The sequence below is a fragment of the Streptomonospora arabica genome, from assembly GCF_039531585.1.
Lineage (GTDB): Bacteria > Actinomycetota > Actinomycetes > Streptosporangiales > Streptosporangiaceae > Streptomonospora > Streptomonospora halophila.
This window is the reverse complement of the sequence record NZ_BAAAQI010000009.1, coordinates 27,816-46,797: the sequence shown is the minus strand read 5'-3', so window position 1 is coordinate 46,797 and position 18,982 is coordinate 27,816. Positions and strand designations below refer to the sequence as shown.

The 18,982-nt window shown below is 72.0% G+C and carries 18 protein-coding genes; 4 read left to right on the top strand and 14 right to left on the bottom strand.

Annotation, left to right across the window (positions count from 1 at the left end; genetic code table 11):
• The first annotated feature begins 67 nt into the window (after positions 1 to 67).
• Positions 68 to 253, top strand: a complete 186-nt coding sequence (locus ABD284_RS15940) for a hypothetical protein (protein WP_344144063.1) — start codon at positions 68 to 70, stop codon at positions 251 to 253.
• A gap of 30 nt (positions 254 to 283) precedes the next feature.
• The gene (locus ABD284_RS15935; protein WP_344144061.1) at positions 284 to 1,051 is read left to right on the top strand and encodes an IclR family transcriptional regulator; all 768 of its coding nucleotides are present in this window, start codon (positions 284 to 286) and stop codon (positions 1,049 to 1,051) included.
• A gap of 49 nt (positions 1,052 to 1,100) precedes the next feature.
• Here the strand turns inward: ABD284_RS15935 and ABD284_RS15930 are convergent, their stop codons facing one another.
• From ABD284_RS15930 to uvrC, 10 genes are all read right to left on the bottom strand, one after another.
• On the bottom strand, positions 1,101 to 1,472 hold the full coding sequence (locus tag ABD284_RS15930) for an RNA polymerase-binding protein RbpA (protein ID WP_311545596.1): 372 nt from the start codon (positions 1,470 to 1,472) through the stop codon (positions 1,101 to 1,103).
• Between the two features lie 140 nt (positions 1,473 to 1,612).
• Entirely contained in the window at positions 1,613 to 1,849 is a 237-nt protein-coding gene (secG, locus tag ABD284_RS15925; RefSeq protein ID WP_311545597.1) for a preprotein translocase subunit SecG, read from the bottom strand.
• 333 nt (positions 1,850 to 2,182) lie between these two features.
• Positions 2,183 to 2,959 (bottom strand): triose-phosphate isomerase, encoded by a 777-nt coding sequence (tpiA, locus tag ABD284_RS15920; protein ID WP_344144056.1) that lies wholly within the window; start codon positions 2,957 to 2,959, stop codon positions 2,183 to 2,185.
• 66 nt (positions 2,960 to 3,025) lie between these two features.
• Positions 3,026 to 4,213, bottom strand: a complete 1,188-nt coding sequence (locus tag ABD284_RS15915; RefSeq protein ID WP_344144054.1) for a phosphoglycerate kinase — start codon at positions 4,211 to 4,213, stop codon at positions 3,026 to 3,028.
• Between the two features lie 110 nt (positions 4,214 to 4,323).
• Positions 4,324 to 5,328 (bottom strand): type I glyceraldehyde-3-phosphate dehydrogenase, encoded by a 1,005-nt coding sequence (gap, locus tag ABD284_RS15910; RefSeq protein ID WP_344144051.1) that lies wholly within the window; start codon positions 5,326 to 5,328, stop codon positions 4,324 to 4,326.
• Between the two features lie 289 nt (positions 5,329 to 5,617).
• Positions 5,618 to 6,598: a DNA-binding protein WhiA gene (gene whiA / locus ABD284_RS15905; protein ID WP_344144048.1), complete on the bottom strand. Its 981-nt coding sequence runs from the start codon at positions 6,596 to 6,598 to the stop codon at positions 5,618 to 5,620.
• Between the two features lie 331 nt (positions 6,599 to 6,929).
• Positions 6,930 to 7,358, bottom strand: a complete 429-nt coding sequence (locus tag ABD284_RS15900; RefSeq protein WP_344144046.1) for a DUF488 domain-containing protein — start codon at positions 7,356 to 7,358, stop codon at positions 6,930 to 6,932.
• Positions 7,359 to 7,441: 83 nt separating this feature from the next.
• Positions 7,442 to 8,467, bottom strand: coding sequence for a gluconeogenesis factor YvcK family protein (locus ABD284_RS15895; protein WP_344144044.1), 1,026 nt, complete (start codon positions 8,465 to 8,467; stop codon positions 7,442 to 7,444).
• Between the two features lie 121 nt (positions 8,468 to 8,588).
• Positions 8,589 to 9,488, bottom strand: a complete 900-nt coding sequence (rapZ, locus tag ABD284_RS15890; protein WP_344144042.1) for an RNase adapter RapZ — start codon at positions 9,486 to 9,488, stop codon at positions 8,589 to 8,591.
• Positions 9,478 to 11,607 carry an excinuclease ABC subunit UvrC gene (gene uvrC / locus ABD284_RS15885; RefSeq protein ID WP_344144039.1) on the bottom strand — a complete coding sequence of 710 codons (2,130 nt, stop codon included), beginning with the start codon at positions 11,605 to 11,607 and terminating at the stop codon, positions 9,478 to 9,480. The genes rapZ and uvrC overlap by 11 nt, the downstream gene beginning before the upstream one ends.
• 255 nt (positions 11,608 to 11,862) lie before the next feature.
• On the opposite strand from uvrC, the gene ABD284_RS15880 reads away from it, so the two are divergent.
• The gene (locus ABD284_RS15880; RefSeq protein ID WP_344144037.1) at positions 11,863 to 13,056 is read left to right on the top strand and encodes a mechanosensitive ion channel family protein; all 1,194 of its coding nucleotides are present in this window, start codon (positions 11,863 to 11,865) and stop codon (positions 13,054 to 13,056) included.
• Between the two features lie 44 nt (positions 13,057 to 13,100).
• Here the strand turns inward: ABD284_RS15880 and ABD284_RS15875 are convergent, their stop codons facing one another.
• The gene (locus ABD284_RS15875) at positions 13,101 to 13,514 is read right to left on the bottom strand and encodes a Rieske (2Fe-2S) protein (RefSeq protein WP_344144346.1); all 414 of its coding nucleotides are present in this window, start codon (positions 13,512 to 13,514) and stop codon (positions 13,101 to 13,103) included.
• Positions 13,515 to 14,183: 669 nt separating this feature from the next.
• Between ABD284_RS15875 and ABD284_RS15870 the strand changes: the two genes are divergently transcribed.
• Positions 14,184 to 14,525 (top strand): hypothetical protein, encoded by a 342-nt coding sequence (locus tag ABD284_RS15870; RefSeq protein WP_344144034.1) that lies wholly within the window; start codon positions 14,184 to 14,186, stop codon positions 14,523 to 14,525.
• 213 nt (positions 14,526 to 14,738) lie between these two features.
• On the opposite strand, the gene ABD284_RS15865 is transcribed toward ABD284_RS15870, so the two are convergent.
• From ABD284_RS15865 to uvrA, 3 genes are read right to left on the bottom strand one after another with little or no spacing between them, the layout of a single operon-like run.
• Positions 14,739 to 15,365 (bottom strand): RDD family protein, encoded by a 627-nt coding sequence (locus tag ABD284_RS15865; RefSeq protein WP_344144032.1) that lies wholly within the window; start codon positions 15,363 to 15,365, stop codon positions 14,739 to 14,741.
• Positions 15,366 to 15,414: 49 nt separating this feature from the next.
• Entirely contained in the window at positions 15,415 to 15,954 is a 540-nt protein-coding gene (locus ABD284_RS15860; RefSeq protein WP_344144029.1) for an RDD family protein, read from the bottom strand.
• A 51-nt stretch (positions 15,955 to 16,005) separates the two neighbouring features.
• Positions 16,006 to 18,840 carry an excinuclease ABC subunit UvrA gene (uvrA, locus tag ABD284_RS15855; protein WP_344144027.1) on the bottom strand — a complete coding sequence of 945 codons (2,835 nt, stop codon included), beginning with the start codon at positions 18,838 to 18,840 and terminating at the stop codon, positions 16,006 to 16,008.
• Positions 18,841 to 18,982 lie beyond the last annotated feature (142 nt).

The window sequence follows — 18,982 nt, the reverse complement described above, 5'->3', positions numbered from 1 at the left end:
ATGCTACACGGTTTCTTGAAAAAAGTTCAGATAGACATGAACTGAGGCGCGCACCCAGACTGGATCCATGGAATCCTGCACGGACCGCACACAGGTCTGCCCCGACTGCGGATGGCCGGAGGAGGAGATCTACCAGGTCGTCTCCCGGCACCCGACCTCCACCGGGATGGTCGTCTACACCCGCTGCGCCTGCGGAAGACTGCAGGTCCGCTCGCTGAGCCTGCCCGGCGGGCGCGGTGGAGCGCAGCGGTGAACGAGCTCCGGGACGTGGGACAATTCCGCCATGAGCCACGTCCCGGCGGCCACGCGGGCACTGCGGCTGCTGCGCTTCCTCGCCGCGCGTCCGGGGCCGGTGTCGGCCGCGGCCGCGGCCGCCGAGCTGGGGCTGCCGCGGTCGAGCGCCTACCAGCTGCTTGAGGCCATGGCCGAGGAGGGCTTCGTCACCCATCTGCCCGAGGAGCGCCGGTGGGGCCTGGGCGTGGCGGCCTTCGAGATCGGGTCGGCCTACCTGCGCCACGGCCCGCTGGAGCGGCTCGCTCGGCCGCTGCTGCGGCGGCTCGTCGAGGAGACCGCGGCGACCGCCCATCTGGGCGTGCTGCACGGCGCCGACACGCTGTACCTGCTCAAAGAGCATCCGCCGCACGCGCCGACGCTCGTCACCGGAGTGGGCGTGCGCCTGCCGGCGCATCTGACGGCCTCGGGAAGGGCGCTGCTGGCCCACCTGCCGCGCGCCCAGGTGCGCGCGCTCTACCCCCACGCGGAGGCGTTCGTGGACCGCACCGGGCGCGGCCCCGCCACGCCGGGCGAACTCCGCGAGCTGCTGGCACGGGAGCACCGCGCGGGCTACGCCGTGGAGGAGGGGCAGGTCACCGACGGATTCTCGTCGGTGGCCGCGGCGGCCTTCGACCACAACGCCGCGCCGGCGGCGGCCATCAGCCTGACGGTGCCCAGCGCGCGCCCGGTCACAGCGGCGGCGCTGGCCGCCGGCGCGCGGGACGCGGCGGCCGAGCTGACCCGCAGGCTCGGCGGCCGCAGCCCCGCACCGGAGTGAGGCGACCGGGACCCCGGCCCGCAGCGGCCGCCCCGGGTCGAGGGGCCGGCTAGTTCGCGTTGGCCTTGATGTAGGCCTCGACCTCGGCGCGCTCGGCGCGCAGCTTTGCGAGGGCCTCGTCCAGGATGAGCCGGCCCTCCTCCTCGCTGCGGCGCTCCTTCACGTAGGCCAGGTGCGTCTTGTAGGGCTCGGTGCGCGGGGGCGCCGGGGGGTTCTGCGGGTCCTTGCCCGCCGGGAACCCGCAGCGGGGGCAGTCCCACTCCTCGGGGACCGCGGCCTCGTGCGCGAAGCTCGGAATCACCTCGTGATTGTTGGCGCAGTAGAACGGAACCCGGATGCGCGGCGCGGACTCGCCGCGCTCGGCCTCGCCCATCGGGCCGGCGCCGACGCGACTGCCACGGATTGCGCTGCCACTACCCACGGAAAACTCCTTCGACGGACAACACGCCCCGGCTAGGGGAAACGGAAAAGACACCGCACGGCGTGACGTGCCGCGCGGCTGGGCCCGCGACCGGCGCGGGCGGAAAAGCGGGGGTTGGAAGGGGGCCGGAAGGGCCGGGGCTAGGCGCCCTGGTTGAGCATCAGCCCGAGGACCACGACGGCGACGATCCAGATCACGCCGGTGGCGATGGTCAGCCGGTCGAGGTTTCGCTCGACCACGGAGGACCCGCCCAGGGAGGACGTGACGCCGCCCCCGAACAGATCGGAGAGGCCGCCGCCCTTGCCCTTGTGCAAGAGCACCATAAGGATCAGCAGCACGCTGCAGAGCATCACGACGATGGACAGACCGAGGATCACACGCTCACCCGTAACTCGACCCCGAGTGGGGGAATTGACGACTTGGGGTCCCCGGAACCGCTCGCTCGCCGCGGCGACCGGGTCTGCGGCCGATGCACGGGCGGGGGCCGAGGACACTTCCTGGATTCTACCGTGTGCCCTTTGGACACGTACCCGCCGAAGCGACGGGCTTCCGCGAATTCTAACCCGTGCGCGGCCCCTCCGCGGCCGTCCCGGTGGGGTACCGGCCGGTGCGGCGGGGTCCGGCCGGGCGTCCGGCGGCCGGGCACCCGTTTGCGCTGCGGCGCTGCCGCCGCCGAGGGGCCGGCCGGCGCGCGCCGACCGGCCCCGCCGTCACTCCCGGCCGAGCCGGGCGAGCTTGGCGAACTCGTCGGGCTTGAGGCTCGCGCCGCCCACCAGGGCGCCGTCGATGTCCTCCTGGCCGATGATCCCGGCGATGTTGTCGGACTTCACCGAGCCGCCGTAGATGACGCGGGCGGTCCCGGCGGCCTCGTCGGAGTACAGCTCTCCCAGCCGCCCGCGCAGGGCGCCGCAGACCTCCTGGGCGTCGTCGGGGGTGGCGACCTCGCCGGTGCCGATCGCCCACACCGGCTCGTAGGCCACGACCAGCCGGGCGGCCTGCTCGGCGGTCACGTCCTTGAGCGCGCCTTCAAGCTGCGCGAGCGTGTGGGAGACCTGGTCGCCGGCCTTGCGCACGTCCAGGCCCTCGCCCAGGCACAGGATGGGGGTGAGGTCCGCGGCGAAGGCCGCCTTCACCTTCTGGTTGACGAGGGCGTCGTCCTCCCGGTGGTACTCGCGGCGCTCGGAGTGGCCCGCCAGCGCGTAGGTGCAGCCCAGCTTGGCGAGCATCGGCCCGGAGACCTCGCCGGTGTAGGCGCCCTTCTCGTGGGCGGAGACGTCCTGGGCGCCGTAGACGATCCGCAGCTTGTCGCCGTCGACGAGGGTCTGCACGCTGCGCAGGTTCGTGAACGGCGGCAGCACGGCGATCTCGGCGGCGTCGAAGTCGGTGTCCTTCAGCGAGAACGCGAGCTTCTGGACCAGCGCGATGGCTTCGAGGTGGTTGTTGTTGAGCTTCCAGTTGCCCGCGATCAGCGGCTTGCGCTCTGCCATTGGTGTCTTCCTCAGCTGCAGAAAAGGGCGCCGGCGGCCCGCAGCAGGGCCGCCGGCGCGGGGTCGTCAGTCGTCCAGGGCCTCGATACCGGGCAGGGCCTTGCCCTCCAGGTACTCCAGGCTGGCGCCGCCGCCGGTGGAGATGTGCCCGAACGCCGCCTCGTCGAAGCCGAGCGCGCGCACCGCGGCCGCGGAGTCGCCGCCGCCCACCACGGTGAAGGCGCCGGAGTCGAGCAGCGCCCGGGCCAGCGCGCTGGTGCCCTGGGCGTAGGGTGCCATCTCGAAGACGCCCATCGGGCCGTTCCAGAACACCGTGCGGGCGTCGGCCAGCTTGGCGGCGAACAGCTCGCGGGTCTTGGGCCCGATGTCCAGGCCCATGCGGTCGGCGGGGATGGCGTCGGCGTCGGCCGGGCCGTGGGGGGCGTCAGCCGAGAAGGACTCGGCGGCGACCACGTCGACCGGGACGACGATCTCCACGCCCTGCTTCTCCGCGCGGTCGAGGTAGTCGCGGACCGTGTCGACCTGGTCGGCCTCCAGCAGGCTGGACCCGACCTCGTAGCCCTTCGCCTTGAGGAAGGTGTAGGCCATCCCGCCGCCGATGAGCAGCCGGTCGGCGGTGCCCAGCAGGTTGTCGATCACGCCGAGCTTGTCGGAGACCTTGGAGCCGCCCAGCGCCACCACGTAGGGGCGGGCGGGGTCGCCGGTGAGGGTGCGCAGCACCTCGACCTCGGCCAGCACCAGGCCGCCCACCGCGTGCGGCAGCCGGTTCGGCAGGTCGAAGACGCTGGCGTGCTTGCGGTGCACGGCGCCGAAGCCGTCGCCGACGTAGAGGTCGGCGAGCTGGGCCAGACGGTCGGCGAACTCGCCGCGCTCGGCGTCGTCCTTGCTGGTCTCGCCCGGCTCGAAGCGCAGGTTCTCCACGAGGGCGACCTCGCCGTCGGCCAGTGCGGCACTGGCGGCGCGGGCCGACTCCCCCGCGGTGTCGGTGGCGAAGGCGACCTCGGTGCCCAGCAGCTCGCCCAGTCGCGCGGCCACCGGGCGCAGGGAGTAGGCGGGGTCGGGTGCGCCCTTGGGGCGGCCCAGGTGCGCGGCCACCACGACGCGGGCGCCGCGCTCGCGCAGTGCGCTGATGGTGGGCACGCCGGCGCGGATCCGGCCGTCGTCGGTGATGCGGTCGCCGTCGAGGGGCACGTTCAGATCCGCCCGGACGAACACGCGCTTACCGGAGACGTCGAGGTCGTCGATCGTGCGCATGGAGCTCTCCTTCTGCGGGGATGCGGCCGTACCGGCACGGCGCGCGGCGCCCCCGGCCCATCGGGCGGGGGCGCCGCGTGCGCCGGCACGTCCGGGGTCGGTCGTCCGGTCTACAGGCGCGAGCCGACCAGCTTGGCCGCGTCCACGAGGCGGTTGGAGTAGCCCCACTCGTTGTCGTACCAGCCGATGATCTTGACCGTGTTGCCGAAGGCCATGGTCAGGCTGGAGTCGAAGGTGCAGGAAGCGGGGCTGCCGACGATGTCGGAGGACACGATCGGGTCCTCGGTGTAGGTCAGCACCTGCTTGAGCTCGCCCTCGGAGGCGGCCTTGAACGCGGCGTTGACCTCCTCGGCGGAGGCCTCGCGCTCCAGCTCCACGACCAGGTCGGTGACCGAGCCGTCGGGCACCGGCACGCGCATCGCGATGCCGTCGAGCTTGCCCTGCAGCTCGGGGAGCACCAGGGCGGTGGCCTTGGCGGCGCCCGTGGTCGTGGGGATGATGTTCTGCGCGGCGGCACGGGCGCGGCGCAGGTCCTTGTGCGGGAAGTCCAGGATGACCTGGTCGTTGGTGTACGCGTGGGTCGTCGTCATCAGGCCCTTGACGATGCCGAAGTTGTCCAGCAGCGTCTTGGCCATCGGCGCCACGCAGTTGGTGGTGCAGGAGGCGTTGGAGATGATGTGGTGCCGGGCGGCGTCGTACTTGTCGTCGTTGACGCCCATCACCAGGGTCAGGTCCTCGCCCTTGGCCGGAGCCGAGACGATGACCTTCTTGGCGCCCGCATCGATGTGCTTGCGGGCGTCCTCGGCCTTGGTGAAGATGCCGGTGGACTCCACGACGACGTCCACGCCCAGCTCGCCCCAGGGCAGTTGCGCGGGGTCGCGCTCGGCGAGGGTCTTGATCGTGGTGTCGCCGACCCGGATGCTGTCGCCGCCGACCTCGACGTCGCCGTCCAGCGTGCCCAGCACGGTGTCGTACTTGAGCAGGTGGGCGAGCGTGGCCTTGTCGGTGAGGTCGTTGACCGCGACGATCTCGACCTCGCTGCCGGCGGCGCGGGCCGCGCGCCAGAAGTTGCGGCCGATCCGGCCGAAACCGTTCACGCCTACACGGATGGTCACGGTAACCAAACTCCTCACGTGTTGGAAGGTACTGCCGTCACGGCCGACCGACAGAGGGCCCGACCGCGGAAGTTGAGCGCCGTAATTCCACTTCCGAGCCTATCGCTCCACCGCAGTGCGGACCGTCGCGGCCCCGTCGCGGAGCCCGCCCGGAAGGCATCGGCGCCCGGACCATGCTCGCACCCCTGCCAGCCAGAGGTCTAGACCATTTTCCGAAGTTTCCCGGTCGGCTTCCGTGCTCACAAAAGCCAACACCGGCGGCGCATCCGACCCGGAGGCGCGGACCGTGTCAGGGCACCAGCATGTCGGCGGTCAGGTTCGCGTCCGTACCGTCGATGCCCAGGTCGACGGCGCGCTTGTCGGCCATCGCCAGCAGCCGGCGGATGCGCCCGGCGATCGCGTCCTTGGTCAGCGGCGGCGACGACAGCTGGCCCAGCTCCTCCAGCGACGCCTGCTTGTGCGCCAGGCGCAGCCGGCCCGCGGCCACCAGGTGGTCGGGCGCCTCGTCGCCCAGGATCTCCAGGGCCCGCTCGACCCGGGCGCCCGCCGCCACCGCCGCGCGGGCGCTGCGGCGCAGGTTGGCGTCGTCGAAGTTGGCGAGCCGGTTGGCCGTGGCGCGGACCTCGCGGCGCATCCGGCGCTCCTCCCAGGTCAGCACGCTCTCGTGCGCCCCCAGCAGGGTCAGCAGCGCCCCGATGGAGTCGCCGTCGCGCACGACCACCCGGTCGACGCCGCGGACCTCGCGCGCCTTGCCCTGCACCTTGAGCCGGCGAGCGGCGCCCACCAGCGCGAGCGCGGCCTCGGGGCCGGGGCAGGTGACCTCCAGCGACATCGAGCGGCCCGGCTCGGTGAGCGAGCCGTGCGCGATGAAGGCGCCGCGCCAGGCGGACTCGGCGTCGCAGGCGCCGCCGGCGACCACGTGCCGGGGCAGGCCGCGCACCGGGCGGCCGTTGTTGTCGATGAGCCCGGTCTGGCGGGCGAGGCTCTCGCCGTCCTTGATGATCCGCACGACGTAGCGGTTGCCCTTGCGCAGGCCGCTGGGCGAGAGCACGACGACCTCGGACTCGTGGCCGAAGACCTCGGAGATGTCCTTGCGCAGCCGGCGCGCCGCCGCGCCGGTGTCGAGCTCGGCCTCGATCACGATGCGGCCGCTGACCAGGTGCAGCCCTCCCGTGAAGCGGAGGATCGTGGAGACCTCGGCCTTGCGGCAACACGGCTTGAGAACGGTCAGCCGGCTCAACTCGTCCTTCACCACGCCGGTCATCGCCATGGACGCCGTCCCCTCGCTACTCGAACTCCACATACCAGCGCGGCCCGCCGACCGTGCGCTCCTCCTCCCCGAGCGTACTGAACGCAAGGGCCGTGGCCACGCCCTCGGCCGCGTGTCCAAAATCCCTGCTCGTCACGGCGAGTCGCGTTTTCCGATCCGTGCCGGTCTCTGCCGAAAGGGGCGGCGCGTCCGATCGGTCTGCCCGCGTCCGCTGTGGGATGGGCCGCCCCTCGGCGGAGGGCCGGCGGCCGCCTCCAGGCGCCCGGCACCGGTGCGGGAGGGCGAGCGGGGGCGCCCGGGGCACGCACCCGCGGACCGGGCGGGCGGCGGCCTACTGCTGCCCGGCCGCCTCGCCCCGGGTCGCCAGCAGGTGGTCGCGCAGCACCACGGCGTGGTTGTGCTCGGTGTCGCTCGCGCCGTGGAGCAGGGTGACGGTCCCCTCGGCGAGGGCGTCGCGGAGGGGGCGCAGGGCCTCGGGGTTGTCGGCAAGCTCGGCGCGGTAGCGCTCGGCGAACTCCTCCCACCGGCCGGGTTCGGCGTGGAACCACCGGCGCAGCTCCGTACTCGGCGCCACGTCCTGCAACCACGCGTCGTAGTGCAGGGACGTCTTGCGCACCCCGCGCGGCCACAGCCGGTCGACCAGGAACGCGCGGCCGGGCGGGTCCTGGCCGAGGGTGTCGCGCACGCGGATGAGGCGGATGTCGACTCCGCCGCCGTCGCCGGCCTGCTGTTCGCCCACGTCGGCTGCATGCCCGCTCACGCACCGTGCCAACCTCCCGCATGCGGGCCCCGCGCGCACGGGCCCGCGCCCGCCCGCGGTGCCCTGCGCGGACGCGGGCGCGGTCAGTCCCGGAAGACGTCGTCGAAGGCGGCGGCGAGCAGGTCGGGATCGTGGCGCGGCGAGCCGTCGCCGGCCGCCACGTCGCGCACGACCAGCCGGCCGCCCATCTCCTTGGCGACCTCGCCGACCCTGGTGGTGTCGCCGACGACCCCGCTGTCGGCCAGGACCGCGTCGATACCCAGGCGCGGCGCGTGCGCGGCCAGCACCTCCAGGTAGGTCTCGGGCCGGAAGCCGTCGGTCTCGCCCTTCTGCGGCGAGAGGTTCAGCGCGACCATGCGGCGGGCCCGCGTCTCGACCAGGGCCTCGGCGAGTTCGGGCACCAGCAGGTGCGGCAGAACGCTGGTGAACCAGGAACCGGGACCGAAGACGACCCAGTCGGCCTCGCGCACCGCCTTGACCGCCTGGTGCGAGGCCGGGGGCGCCTCGGGCACCAGCGAGATCGACCGCACACGGCCGCGGGTGCTGGCGCAGGCCACCTGGCCGCGGACCGTGCTGATCTCGAAGGGGTGCGCGGGATCGGCTCCCTCGACCTCGGCGACGATGTCCAGCGGGACCGAGGACATCGGCAGGACGCGGCCGTGCGCGCCGAGCAGCTGGCCCACCCAGTCCAGTCCGGCCACGGAATCGCCCAGCAGCTCCCACAGCGCCACGATGAGCAGGTTGCCCACCGCGTGGCCGTGCAGCTGGCCCTCGGAGCGGAAGCGGTGCTGGACGACCTCGCTCCAGGTGTGGCCCCACTCGTCGTCGCCGCACAGCGCCGCGAGCGCCATGCGCAGGTCGCCCGGCGGCAGCACGCCGAGCTCCTCGCGCAGCCGCCCGCTGGAACCGCCGTCGTCGGCCACGGTCACGACGGCGGTCACGTCGGTGGTGACCCGGCGCAGCGCGGACAGCGAGGCGTGCAGGCCGTGCCCTCCGCCCAGCGCCACGACTCGCGGCGGGCTCACGCCCGGAGGATCGTCGGCCGCGGCCCCGGCGGCCGCGGCGTCTGCCGGGCTCCCGCCGCTGTCGGCGGGGAAGTTGTCTGACATGTGCCTGTGGGTACCTCGTCATCGGGTCTGCGGCGGGCGCGATCGGGCCAATGCTAGAGCGTGCCCCGCCGGCGTCCGTCCTGGTTCGCGTTCGCCGCCGGGTCCGCGGGGACCGGCCGCCTCATTCCTGGCCGAGATCGCGGTGGACGACGTGGACTTCGAGCCCCTGCTCGCGCAGCCGCTCGCCGAACTGCTCGGCCATGGCCACGCTGCGGTGCTTGCCGCCGGTGCAGCCGACGGCGAAGGTCATGTAGTGCTTGCCCTCGCGCTGGTACCCCTCGATCATCAGGCGCAGCACCTCGGTGTAGGAGTCGATCATCTCCTTCGCGCCGGTCTGGGCCAGCACGTACTCGCGCACCGGAGCGTCGCGCCCGTTCATCGCCCGGAGTTCGGGGACCCAGTGCGGGTTGGGCAGGAAGCGGCAGTCCAGCACGAGGTCGGCGTCCACCGGCAGGCCGTGCTTGTAGCCGAACGACACCAGGTTGGCGCGCGGGCGCGCCTCCTCCGCCTCGCCGAAGAAGCCGATGACCCTGGCCTTGAGCTGGTGGACGTTGAGCTGGGACGTGTCGATGACCAGGTCGGCGGCGCCGCGGACGGCGCGCAGGGTCTCGCGCTCGCGGGCGATGCCGTCGGTGAGGCGGCCGTCGCCCTGCAGCGGGTGGGGGCGCCGCACGCTCTCGAAACGGCGCACCAGGGCGTCGTCGCCGGCCTCCAGGAACACCACGCGGGCGGTGATCCCGCGCCCGCGCAGCTCCTCGACCGTGGAGAGCAGGTCCTCGGTGAAGGCCATGCTGCGCACGTCGACGACCGCGGCCACCCGCGGCACCGCCCCCTCGGTGCGCCCGGCCAGGTCGATCATGGTCGGCAGGAGCCCCGGCGGCAGGTTGTCGACAACGAACCAGTCCAGGTCCTCGAGTGCGCGGGCGGCGGTGCTGCGGCCGGCGCCCGACATGCCGGTGACGACGACGATCTCGGGCGGGAGCTCTCCGCTGAGACTGCCCGTCGGCTGTTCATCCCCCATTGTGCTGACCACTTCCGTCTGCCGCGCCGCTTTCCCCCGTGCGGACCCCGCCCCTGTCATGGTTTCCTTCCCGCTCCTGGCCGGAGAGCCGCGCGTGGATGACTCCGGCTGTGGTCTTGCCGATGCCGGGCACCCGGGCGATCTCCTCCTCAGTGGCCGCCGCCAGCTTCTTGACCGACCCGAAGTGCTTGAGCAGCGCGCTGCGCCGCGCCGGCCCCAGGCCGGGCACCTCGTCGAGTGCGCTGCCGGTGAGCGCCTTGGCGCGCTTCTGGCGGTGGTAGGTGATGGCGAACCGGTGGGCCTCGTCGCGAACGCGCTGGAGCATGTAGAGCCCTTCGCCCGTTCGCGGCAGGATCACCGGATCGTCGTCGTCGGGCAGCCACACCTCCTCCAGCCGCTTGGCCAGCCCGCACACCGCGATGTCGTCGATGCCGAGGTCGTCCAGGGCCCGCCGCGCGGCCTGGACCTGCGGCCGGCCCCCGTCGACCACTACCAGGTTAGGGGGATAGGCGAACTTGGACGGCGCCTGCCGGTCGGATTCGGCCTCGGGGGCGGCGCCGGGAGCGCCCGCCGGGTCGGCCCCGCCGGCGCCCCCGGCGGCCGGGGCGGCGGCGCCCTCGTCCTCCTCGGCCCCGGCGCCGAGCCGGTCGAGCTCGCCGGTGCGGCGGCTCTCCTCGAGGTAGCGGGCGAACCGGCGCTTGAGGACCTCGTACATCGATGCGACGTCGTTCTGCTCGGCCCCCTGGGCGCGCCCGGAGCCGCGGATGCTGAAGCGGCGGTACTCCGACTTGCGGGCCAGGCCGTCCTCGAACACCACCATGGAGGCCACCACGTGCTCGCCCATGAGGTTGGACACGTCGAAGCACTCGATGCGCAGCGGAGCCTCGTCGAGGCCCAGCGCCTCCTGGATCTCGCTCAGCGCACGGCTGCGCGTGGTGAGGTCGCCGGCGCGCTGGGTCTTGTGCCGGGCCAGCGCCTGGTCGGCGTTCTTGGCGACGGTCTCCAGCAGGGTCCTCTTGTCGCCCCGCTGAGGGACCCGCAGGTCGACGGCGGAGCCGCGGCGCTCGCTGAGCCATTCGACCACGGCGTCGCGGTCGGCCGGCTCGGCCGAGACCAGGACCTCGCGGGGGATGGCCGCGCCGCCGGGGCCGTCGCCGCCGTCGGCCCGTCCGTCCGGCTCGCCGCCGTTGCCGTAGGTCTGGGCGAGGAAGCGTTCGACGAGCTCACCGGTGCCCACGTCCTCGACCTTGTCGACGACCCAGCCCCGCTGGCCGCGGATGCGCCCGCCGCGGACGTAGAAGACCTGGGCGGCCGCCTCCAACTGGTCCTCGGCCAGGGCGATGACGTCGCAGTCGGTGGAGTCGCCCAGCACGACCGCCTGCTTCTCCAGCGCCGTGCGCAGCGCCTGGATGTCGTCGCGGATGCGCGCGGCCTTCTCGTACTCCTGGTCCGCGGCGGACTCGCGCATGCGCTGCTCCAGCCTGCGGATGAAGCGGCTGGTGTCGCCGGCCATGAAGGAGCAGAAGTCCTCGGCGAGGCGGCGGTGCTCCTCGGCGTCGACGCGGCCCACGCAGGGCGCCGAGCACTTGTCGATGTAGCCCAGCAGGCAGGGGCGCCCGGCGTTGCGGGCGCTGCGGAAGACCCCCGCCGAGCAGGTGCGCACGGGGAAGACGCGCAGCAGCAGGTCGACGGTCTCGCGGATGGCCCAGGCGTGGCCGTAGGGGCCGAAGTAGCGCACCCCCTTGCGCTTGGCGCCGCGCATGACCTGGACGCGGGGGACGTCCTCGTTCATGGTGACCGCGAGGTAGGGGTAGCTCTTGTCGTCGCGGTACTTGACGTTGAACCGGGGGTCGTACTCCTTGATCCAGGAGTACTCCAGCTGGAGGGCCTCGACCTCGGTGCCCACCACCGTCCAGTCGACGTCGGCGGCGGTCGAGACCATCGTCTGGGTGCGGGGGTGCAGCGCCGCGAAGTCCTGGAAGTAGGACGAGAGCCGCGCGCGCAGGTTCTTCGCCTTGCCCACGTAGATGACCCGCCCGTTGCCGTCGCGGAACCGGTAGACCCCCGGCGAAGTGGGGATCGAACCGGGGCGGGGACGAAGGTGGGGTTGGGCTGCCATGACTCCATTGTGATCGGCCGCAGGGGTGCTCGGCCACTCGACGGGCGGCCTGTGGACGACCGCTAAGGGGACCAAAGGCCCGTTGTGCGGCCGGTTCCGGGGGTCAGCCGGGCACCCGCGTCTAAGCTGTGGGCGGTTGCCCGGACCCGACCGCGCATGGGCTTGATCACGGACTAAACGTCACGATTCGGTATCCGCGTAGTCTAGTTTGGCGGATACCGACCGCATCATCTGAGAGCGAGGGGGGCTCTATCCGTGAGCTTCACGCAGTGGACCGGGATCGGCGTCGCCGTCCTGATCGCGGTCCTCGTGGTGACGGTGGCGCACTGGGTGCTCACCCACCAGCTCACCAAGGTGTCGCCGCTGGCCACGCCGCTGGTCCGGCACTGCCGGGTCTCGGCCTATGCGGCCGCGGTGGTCGTCGGCGTCAACATCTCCCTGCCCGACCGGGACGAGATGACCGACAGGGCGCTCTTCCCGATCATCGACCACTTCATGACGATCCTGATGATCGGCACGATGACGTGGTTCGCGCTGGGGGTGGCCTATGCCGTGACCGACACGGTGCTGGACCGGCTCGCCGCCAACAACGGCGACGACGACCACCACTCGCGGCGGCTGCAGACCCAGGTGCGCCTGCTGCGGCGCATCGTCGCGACGATCATCGGCGTGCTGGCCCTCGCGGCGATCCTGTTCACCTTCCCCGCGGTCCAGGGGCTGGGCGCCGGACTCCTGGCCTCGGCCGGACTGCTGTCGGTCGTGGCCGGCATAGCCGCGCAGTCCACCCTCGGCAACATCTTCGCCGGCCTGCAGCTGGCGTTCAGCAACGCGCTGCGGATCAACGACATCGTGGTCTTCCAGGGCGAGTGGGGACGCGTGGAGGAGCTCAGCCTCACCATGGTGACCATCCGCATGTGGGACGAGCGCCGCCTGGTGGTACCGGTCTCCTACTTCGCGACCACCCCCTTCGAGAACTGGACCAAGCACGGCGCCTCCATCACCGGATGGGTGCTGTTCCAGGTCGACTGGGAGGCCCCCATCGGCAAGATCCGCGAGGAGGTCGGCGAGTACGTCAACCACCACCCCCTCTGGGACGGCCGCCGCTGGTCCCTGCAGGCCACCGACATCCTCGACGACGGGATCGTACAGCTGCGGGCGGTGGTCACCACCGCCGACTCCGACGCCCGCTGGGACCTGTGCTGCGACCTGCGCGAGCACTTGATCACCTACATCAACGAGTACATCCCCCACGCGCTGCCCCGCCGCCGCACCGAGTTCCTCACCGCCCAGGAGGCTGAGCCCTACGCCGCGGTGTTCCCCGACTCCGCGGTCCGCCGCCCCCGCGCCGAGCAGACCGGGTCGCCCGGCCCGGACGGCTCCCTCACGGCCGGCCCCCAGGGCGGCTCGCACACCCGCGACGGCGACGGCTCCTCCGACGCCGACGGCTGAGCCGGCATCGGCCGGTTCCGCGGACCCGGCCGGAGGCGGGGGGACTAGGCCCCCCGCTCCTTCTCGTCGAGGACGATGTCGGTGCCGTCGACGGTGATCGACAGCTCCTCCAACGGGCTGTCGGCCGGACCGTGGCGCACCTCGCCGGTGGCGATGTCGAACTCGCTGCCGTGGCACAGGCAGTGGATGTTGCGCTCGACCTCCTGGATCGTGCAGCCCGCGTGCGTGCACACGGCGCTGAACGCCTTGAAGTCGCCCTTCTCCGGCTGGGTGACGACCAGCTTGCCCTTGATGACGACGTCTCCCCCGCCCACCGGGATGTCGCCGGTCTGGGCCACCACGGTCCCCCGCAGCGCGTCGTGGGGCGCGGGCCCGCCCTCGCCGGATCCGCAGGCGGCCGCGCCGAGCGCGGCGGCGCCGGCGGCTCCCGCAGCACCGATCAGCCTGCGCCTGCTGATCCCGCCGGCGCACCCCAGCCCCGCGCACATGACACCGCTCCTCTCCTCGGCTCGCCTCATTACTACAAACTGTAGTACAACGATGATGCCGTGTGCGACCGGGCACCACAAGGCGCACAGCGGCCTCCGAGCCCGACCTGCGGCACCCGCACCGTTACCAGGACGGTCCCGACGACGGCACCAGCCCGTGGTTCTACGCCGGGTTCCAAACGTGATCCAGCCAGCCGCGCGGGGACCGTCCATGTCTTCCCACCGGCGCGGCCCGCCGCCCCCGCGCCGGTGGGGCAGGTTCGGCGAGGGGGCGACGTTGGCCGCATCCGGTCAACCGCGCATGCGCGCGGGAGGATCCCTACAAACTCGTGTCCTACCTGACCGTGTTGGGTAAGTCATTGCTGTGACGCCCCACCCCGCTCGCGCCAGGGAAATTCGGGCAATCTAGACTGAACGGACGGGCATTGGGACGTCGCAGGCACCCTGACCGCGAGTTTGAAGCCCTGCTACGAGACGCGGAGAACAAGGGATGGCGCGTTGTAGACGGAAAGTACTTTAAACTTTACTGTCCGTGCCCACGGAAGTGTAAGAAGACCATCCGCCTCACGCCCTCAGACCCCAACTACCTGAGGAACGCCAAAGGCCAACTCAGGCGCGCTACCTGCTGGGAGGACTGACGTGAAGTTCCACCTCACAACCGGCCTGGGCTTCACCGCCCCCGATGGGCTCGACACCTCCGAGAACTTCGACTCCTTCACAGACTCCGTCACCGACGAACTCTTTGAGCTTGAGGACGTCAATGAGAACATCAGCGACTCTGACGTTGCTGCCAGCCTCACTGATCGGACCATGAACGTGTCGATGGTGATCGAGGCCGAGACCGGAAACGACGCGGCCATGTTCTTCCTGAACACGGTGCGAACCGCCCTGCATGCGGCAGGCGGGGGCACCGAGTCCTGGCCAGAGTTCAAGACGACTCGCGGCCTGACTCGCGATGGAATCGAACTCGCCGACGCCTGACCCAGGACATGACGAGAGCGCCCCTGCCCTCCCACTCGGGAAGGCCGGGGCGCGTTGCCGTGCGGGATCAGACCGCCTCGTCGTAGCGGGGCTTGCGGCGCGACGCCGGGCCGGCATCATCCGGCCGATCCGCTGCCACCGCTGAGGCAGGGACTCCTCAGCTGCGCCGAGCCAGCACGAGAACTGCTTGAGGGTGACACCAGCCGGCCGGCCTCAGCCCGTGCGCACGACGACGGTGCCGGCGATCTTGTCGTGGAGGGCCTGGTGGTGGGGGCGGTCCCACAGCGGCCACAGGATGCACGGCACGAGCATCAGCAGGAAGCACAGGAGCGCCCACCCGACGCTCGCGGCGGCCAGGTTCGCCAGGTTGAACACCGCGGCCCGCGCCAGCATCGACGCCATCGGGATGGGCCCCTGGCGCCCCGCGCCGCTCAGCGGCGCCACCTGCAGCCGCATCAGATGCTTGCCCAGGGTCCGGCGCCACCTGTGGACGCACACGGTCTCGTAGGCCACGAACATGACGAACCCGACGATCCCGTAGACGATCCCGGCGTTGCGCTCGGCGGCGGCGCCGTAGCCCGACAGGGTCTGCGCGCCCGCCCACACCATCGATACGAGCACCGCGATGACGACGACGGGGATCCCCACCGCCAGCACGTCGATCAACCGGGCGACGGCGCGCTCTCCCCACGAGGCCGGCCGGTGGCGCTCCCGCTCCCCGCCCGGGGCCGCGGCGCCGGCGGGCGGCACGTACGGCGGGGGCTGCGGCCGGTAGGGCGGCGGCCGGTCGGTGTGCCCGGGCGCGGCGGGACCGTCGTTCCACGGCGGCGGGAAGCTCATCGGGACCTGTACCTCCTTGCGTGCCGCCTGAATCGGCGGCGGTTCGACCCTATCGGCCGGAGCGCCCGCCCCCGCGTTGGTCGGGGGCGCCGGACGGCCCGGTGACGACCGCGGTCCCGCCCGCCTTGTCGTGCAGTCCGCGGTGCCGCGGGCGGTCGACGAACGCGGAGATCACGGCGTACACGGACACCATGAGCGAGAGGTAGTTCACGACCGGAACGAAGTTGAGCAGCACGGAGACGTAGAGGACGACCGAGCGCTTGAGCACCGCGGAGACCGGCGCGCGCGGCGCGCCGACGGCGGGGTCGGCGGCGACGACGCGCAGCCGCAGGTAGAGCTTGCCGGGGGTGGCGCCGTAGACGGCGGTGAAGGCGGCCTCGTAGGCGAGGTAGAGCACGAACAGCCCCACCGAGAGGATGAGCCCCGGCAGCATCTCCATGCGCGCCGGGTTCTCGGCCCCGGGCACGGTGGTGACCACCAGCGCAGAGAACAGCATCGCGATGCCGGCGAGCACGACGACGTCGATCAGCCTGGCGGCCACGCGCCGTGCGAGCCCGGCCGGGCGCTCGGCGGGGGTGTCCTCACTCATGGTCGGGCTCCTCCTCCTGGGCGGACGCGCCGGCGGTCGGCGCTGGGAGGACTATACGAGCTTGGCGAGGAACCGCCCGGTGTAGGACTCCTCGACCTTCGCGACCTCCTCGGGGGTGCCGGCGGCGACGACGGTTCCGCCGCGCGACCCGCCCTCGGGCCCCATGTCGAGCACGTAGTCGGCGGTCTTGATGACGTCGAGGTTGTGCTCGATGACGATGACCGTGTTGCCGCTGTCGGCGAGCCGGTCGAGCACGCCCAGCAGCTTGCGGATGTCCTCGAAGTGCAGTCCGGTCGTGGGCTCGTCGAGCACGTAGACGGTGCGCCCGGTGGAGCGGCGCTGCAGCTCGGAGGCGAGCTTCACGCGCTGGGCCTCGCCGCCGGAGAGGGTGGTCGCGGGCTGGCCCAGGCGGACGTACCCGAGTCCGACGTCGTTGAGGGTCTGCATGTGCCGGCGGATGGCCGAGATGGGCTCGAAGAAGTCCAGGGCCTCCTCGATGGGCATGTCGAGCACCTCGGCGATGGACTTGCCCTTGTAGTGCACGTCCAGCGTCTCGCGGTTGTAGCGGGCGCCGTGGCAGACCTCGCAGGGCACATAGACGTCGGGCAGGAACTGCATCTCGATGCGGATGGTCCCCTCGCCCGCGCACGCCTCGCAGCGGCCGCCCTTGACGTTGAAGGAGAACCGGCCCGGCTGGTAGCCGCGCACCTTGGCCTCGGTGGTCTGCGCGAACAGCTTGCGGATGTGGTCGAAGACCCCGGAGTAGGTGGCGGGGTTGGACCGGGGGGTGCGCCCGATGGGGCTCTGGTCGACGTGGACGATCTTGTCGACCTGGTTGAGGCCGTTGACGCGGGTGTGGCGGCCGGGCACCGCCTTCGCGCCGTGCAGCTCCTTGGCCAGGGCCTTGTAGAGAATCTCGTTGACCAGGGTGGACTTGCCCGAGCCCGAGACGCCGGTGACCGCGGTGAACACGCCCAGCGGGAACGACGCGTCGAGGTCGTGCAGGTTGTTCTCGCGGGCGCCCTTGACCACCAGCTCGCGGCCCTTGACCCGCGGGCGGCGGGTCTTGGGCATCTCGATGCTGCGCCGGCCGGTGAGGTAGTCGCCGGTGATGGAGGACCGGCTGGCGAGCAGGTCGGCGACGGTGCCGGAGACGACGACGTCGCCCCCGTGCTCGCCGGCGCCGGGGCCGATGTCGACGACCCAGTCGGCCTGGCGGATGGTGTCCTCGTCGTGCTCGACGACGATGAGGGTGTTGCCGATGTCGCGCAGCCGCCGCAGGGTGTCCAGCAGCCGGAAGTTGTCGCGCTGGTGCAGGCCGATGGAGGGCTCGTCCAGGACGTAGAGCACGCCCACGAGCCCGGAGCCGATCTGGGTGGCCAGCCGGATGCGCTGGGCCTCGCCGCCCGACAGCGACCCGGCGGGCCGCTCCAGGCTGAGGTAGTCCAGGCCGACGTCGAGCAGGAATCCCATCCGCGCGTTGATCTCCTTGAGCACCTGGGCGGCGATGACCTGCTCGCGCTCGCTGAGCTTGAGGTCGCGCAGGAACTCGGCGCACTCGCTCAGGGGCAGCGCGCTGACCTCGGCGATGGAGGCGCCGCCCACGGTCACCGCCAGCACGACGGGCTTGAGGCGGCGGCCGTCGCAGGTGGGGCAGGGCACGGTGCGCATGTAGCCCTCGAGGCGCTCGCGCCCGGTGTCGCTCTCGCTCTCGGCGTGGCGGCGCTTCACCCAGGGGATGACGCCCTCGAAGCCGGTGTAGTAGGAGCGCGTGCGGCCGTAGCGGTTGCGGTAGCGCACGTGGACCTGGGTCTCGTGGCCCTCCATCAGCGCCTTGCGCCCCGCCTTGGGCAGCCGCTCCCAGGGGGTGTCCATGTCGAAGCCGACCGCGTCGCCCACCGCCTGGATGAGCCGCCCGAAGTACTCCAGGGCGTGGCCGTTGGCCCAGACCGCGATGGCGCCCTCGTTGAGCGTCTTGGCGGGGTCGGGCACCAGCAGCTCGGAGTCGACCTCCATGCGGGTGCCGAGGCCGGCGCAGTCGGGGCAGGCGCCGTAGGGCGAGTTGAACGAGAACGAGCGGGGTTCCAGCTCCTCGAAGGAGAGGTCGTCGTAGGGGCAGTAGAGGTGCTCGGAGAACACCTTCTCGCGCTCGGCGCTGTTCTCGGCCTCGTCGACGAAGTCGAGCACGATGGTGCCGCCGGCCAGCTGCAGCGCGGTCTCGACCGAGTCGGTCAGCCGCTTCTTGGCCGACTCCTTGACGGTGAGCCGGTCGACGACCACCGAGATGTCGTGCTTCTCGTACTTCTTGAGGGTCGGCGCCTCGTCCAGGCGCACCATCGCGCCGTCGACCATCGCGCGGGTGAAGCCCTTGGTCTGCAGGTCCTTGAACAGCTCGACGTACTCGCCCTTGCGTCCGCGCACGACGGGCGCCAGCACCTGGAACCTGGTGCCCTCGGGCAGCTCCAGCACCCGGTCGACGATCTGCTGGGGTGTCTGGCGCGCGATCTCGCGGTCGCAGCGGGGGCAGTGCGGGACGCCGATGCGCGCCCACAGCAACCGCATGTAGTCGTAGACCTCGGTGATGGTGCCGACGGTGGAGCGGGGGTTGCGGCTGGTGGACTTCTGGTCGATGGACACCGCGGGCGAGAGCCCCTCGATGAAGTCGACGTCGGGCTTGTCCATCTGCCCGAGGAACTGGCGGGCGTAGGCGGACAGCGACTCCACGTATCGGCGCTGGCCCTCGGCGAAGATGGTGTCGAAGGCGAGGGAGGACTTGCCCGACCCGGACAGGCCGGTGAACACGATCATGGAGTCGCGCGGGAGGTCGACCTTGACGTCCTTGAGGTTGTGCTCCCGGGCGCCCCGGATCACCAGCTCGTCGGCCATGTGCTTTCTTCACCCTTCGGCTTCGGCTCGCGCGTGCGGCGGCGCACGCAAGGCCCGGGCCCGCGCCGGGCGCGCTGCGGCTCGCCGGGGAATGCGGTATCGGCGCAGGGCGCCGCCGGGCCCCGGCCCTTTACGGTAACGA

Excerpts from the sequence above, each read along its gene's own strand:
- ABD284_RS15865 (WP_344144032.1), bottom strand. The coding sequence starts at position 15,365 with ATGAGCTTCCCGCCGCCGTGGAACGACGGTCCCGCCGCGCCCGGGCAC.
- ABD284_RS15915 (WP_344144054.1), bottom strand. The coding sequence starts at position 4,213 with ATGCGCACGATCGACGACCTCGACGTCTCCGGTAAGCGCGTGTTCGTC.
- ABD284_RS15895 (WP_344144044.1), bottom strand. The coding sequence starts at position 8,467 with ATGTCAGACAACTTCCCCGCCGACAGCGGCGGGAGCCCGGCAGACGCC.
- ABD284_RS15935 (WP_344144061.1), top strand. The coding sequence starts at position 284 with ATGAGCCACGTCCCGGCGGCCACGCGGGCACTGCGGCTGCTGCGCTTC.
- rapZ (WP_344144042.1), bottom strand. The coding sequence starts at position 9,488 with ATGGGGGATGAACAGCCGACGGGCAGTCTCAGCGGAGAGCTCCCGCCC.
- ABD284_RS15860 (WP_344144029.1), bottom strand. The coding sequence starts at position 15,954 with ATGAGTGAGGACACCCCCGCCGAGCGCCCGGCCGGGCTCGCACGGCGC.
- whiA (WP_344144048.1), bottom strand. The coding sequence starts at position 6,598 with ATGGCGATGACCGGCGTGGTGAAGGACGAGTTGAGCCGGCTGACCGTT.
- uvrC (WP_344144039.1), bottom strand. The coding sequence starts at position 11,607 with ATGGCAGCCCAACCCCACCTTCGTCCCCGCCCCGGTTCGATCCCCACT.
- uvrA (WP_344144027.1), bottom strand. The coding sequence starts at position 18,840 with ATGGCCGACGAGCTGGTGATCCGGGGCGCCCGGGAGCACAACCTCAAG.
- tpiA (WP_344144056.1), bottom strand. The coding sequence starts at position 2,959 with ATGGCAGAGCGCAAGCCGCTGATCGCGGGCAACTGGAAGCTCAACAAC.
- ABD284_RS15940 (WP_344144063.1), top strand. The coding sequence starts at position 68 with ATGGAATCCTGCACGGACCGCACACAGGTCTGCCCCGACTGCGGATGG.